Below are 2,500 nucleotides of genomic sequence, written 5' to 3' on the forward strand. Positions count from 1 at the left end.
ATAAATTTTGGTTGCGGGAGTAGGATTTGAACCTACGACCTTCAGGTTATGAGCCTGACGAGCTACCGGGCTGCTCCATCCCGCGACAGTTTTTTCCGGCCCATTGCCTTTTTTTTATTTTTGGCATTGAGCGCTTTTGTTTTGTCATCATTCAGAGAGATAATTTTCACGTTTCTTACTAGGTTTGGCGGTGACCTACTCTCCCACGCCTTAAGACGCAGTACCATCGGCGCGACAGCGCTTAACTGCCGAGTTCGGGAAGGGATCGGGTGTTTCGCTTGTGCTATGACCACCAAACCGAGAAAGAAACGCAATTTATTATCTGCGTTTATAGCAGATATCCAAGTCAAATATTACTGTGTTGTGTGTATGCTTTTGATTTTCCATAAAAGTCTGGCTTCTACTGGATCAAATCAAGCCTATCGGGCAATTAGTACCAGTCAACTGAACGCATTGCTGCGCTTACATCTCTGGCCTATCGACGAGGTGGTCTACCTCGGCCCTCAGGGAGATCTTGTTTTGAAGGGGGCTTCCCGCTTAGATGCCTTCAGCGGTTATCCTGTCCGATCATAGCTACCCAGCACTGCTCCTGGCGGAACAACTGGTACACCAGTGGATCGTTCACCCCGGTCCTCTCGTACTAGGGGCAACTCTTCTCAAATCTCCTACACCCACGGCAGATAGGGACCGAACTGTCTCACGACGTTCTAAACCCAGCTCACGTACCTCTTTAAATGGCGAACAGCCATACCCTTGGGACCTGCTCCAGCCCCAGGATGAGATGAGCCGACATCGAGGTGCCAAACACTGCCGTCGATATGGACTCTTGGGCAGTATCAGCCTGTTATCCCCGGCGTACCTTTTATCCGTTGAGCGATGGCCCTTCCACTCGGGACCACCGGATCACTATGGCCGTCTTTCGACTCTGCTCGACTTGTCAGTCTCGCAGTCAGGCTGGCTTCTGCCATTGCACTCAACGAGCGATTTCCGACCGCTCTGAGCCAACCTTCGCGCGCCTCCGTTACTCTTTAGGAGGCGACCGCCCCAGTCAAACTACCCGCCACACAGGGTCCCGGATCCGGATAACGGACCGCGGTTAGACATCAAACAGAATTAGGGTGGTATCTCAAGGGAGGCTCCACAGGAACTGGCGTTCCTGCTTCAAAGCCCACCACCTATCCTGCACAAATTATGCCTGATGCCAGTGTGAAGCTGTAGTAAAGGTGCACGGGGTCTTTCCGTCTAACCGCGGGAAGCCTGCATCTTGACAGGCAATTCAATTTCGCTGAGTCTATGTTGGAGACAGCGGGGAAGTCGTTACGCCATTCGTGCAGGTCGGAACTTACCCGACAAGGAATTTCGCTACCTTAGGACCGTTATAGTTACGGCCGCCGTTTACCTGGGCTTCATTTCGGAGCTCTCACCCCTCCATTTAACCTTCAGGCACCGGGCAGGCGTCAGACCCTATACGTCGTCTTGCGACTTCGCAGAGCCCTGTGTTTTTAGTAAACAGTCGCCACCCCCTAGTTTGTGCCCCCCGCCAAGACTTGCGTCCTGACAGGGCCTCCTTCTCGCGAACTTACGGAGGTATTTTGCCGAGTTCCTTCAACATAGTTCTCTCAAGCGCCTTGGTATTCTCTACCAGTCCACCTGTGTCGGTTTAGGGTACGATCCAGTGGAGGGCTATTTCCAGGAACCTCTAAGCAGCCTCTTCAATCCAATTAGAAGAAACTACCCTCGAGATCCGTCACATCCTCCTGGCTCAGGAATATTAACCTGATTCCCATCGACTACGCCTTTCGGCCTCGCCTTAGGGGTCGGCTTACCCTGCTCAGATTAGCTTTAAGCAGGAACCCTTGGACTTTCGGCGACAGGGTCTCTCACCCTGTTTGTCGCTACTCATGTCATCATTCTCACTAGTGATCTCTCCACCGGATCGCTCACGCGCCGGCTTCACAGAAAGCTCCAGATCCTCCAACACAGCCCGAAGGCTGCTAAAGAGGAAAGGAACTATGTCACACTACGCTCTGCTACCATGCGATAAACGCATCCTAAGCTTCGGCTCATGGCTTGAGCCCCGTTACATCTTCGCCGCAGGACAACTTAAATTAGACCAGTGAGCTGTTACGCTATCTTTAAAGGATGGCTGCTTCTAAGCCAACCTCCTGGTTGTTTTGGTCGTCCCACCTGCTTTCCCACTTAGCCATGAATTAGGGGCCTTAGCTGTAGGTCAGGGTTGTTTCCCTTTTCACTACGGACGTTAGCATCCGCAGTGTGTCTGCCAACTATTACTCCCGGGTATTCGGAGTTTGGTTAGGATCAGTAAGGCGGTGAGCCCCCATTACCCATCCAGTGCTCTACCCCCCGGGGTATTCGGTTGACGCTCTACCTAAATAGATTTCGCAGAGAACCAGCTATCTCCGAGTTTGATTGGCCTTTCACCCCTAGGCACAGCTCATCCCGATCCTTTTCAACGGATGTGGGTTCGGTCCTCCAGTGC

The 2,500-nt window shown here is 52.4% G+C and carries 1 tRNA gene and 2 rRNA genes (1 of these 3 cut by a window edge); all 3 read right to left on the bottom strand.

Annotated features, from left to right (window positions below):
- Positions 1-8: 8 nt before the first annotated feature.
- Positions 9-85, bottom strand: a tRNA-Met gene (locus J4E70_RS19095).
- A 97-nt stretch (positions 86-182) separates the two neighbouring features.
- Positions 183-297: ribosomal RNA gene (gene rrf / locus J4E70_RS19100) — 5S ribosomal RNA — on the bottom strand.
- Positions 298-409: 112 nt separating this feature from the next.
- Positions 410-2,500 (bottom strand): 23S ribosomal RNA (locus J4E70_RS19105); it runs 744 nt beyond the window's last position.

This window comes from Pseudohalocynthiibacter aestuariivivens, assembly GCF_018457175.1.
GTDB lineage: Bacteria > Pseudomonadota > Alphaproteobacteria > Rhodobacterales > Rhodobacteraceae > Pseudohalocynthiibacter > Pseudohalocynthiibacter aestuariivivens.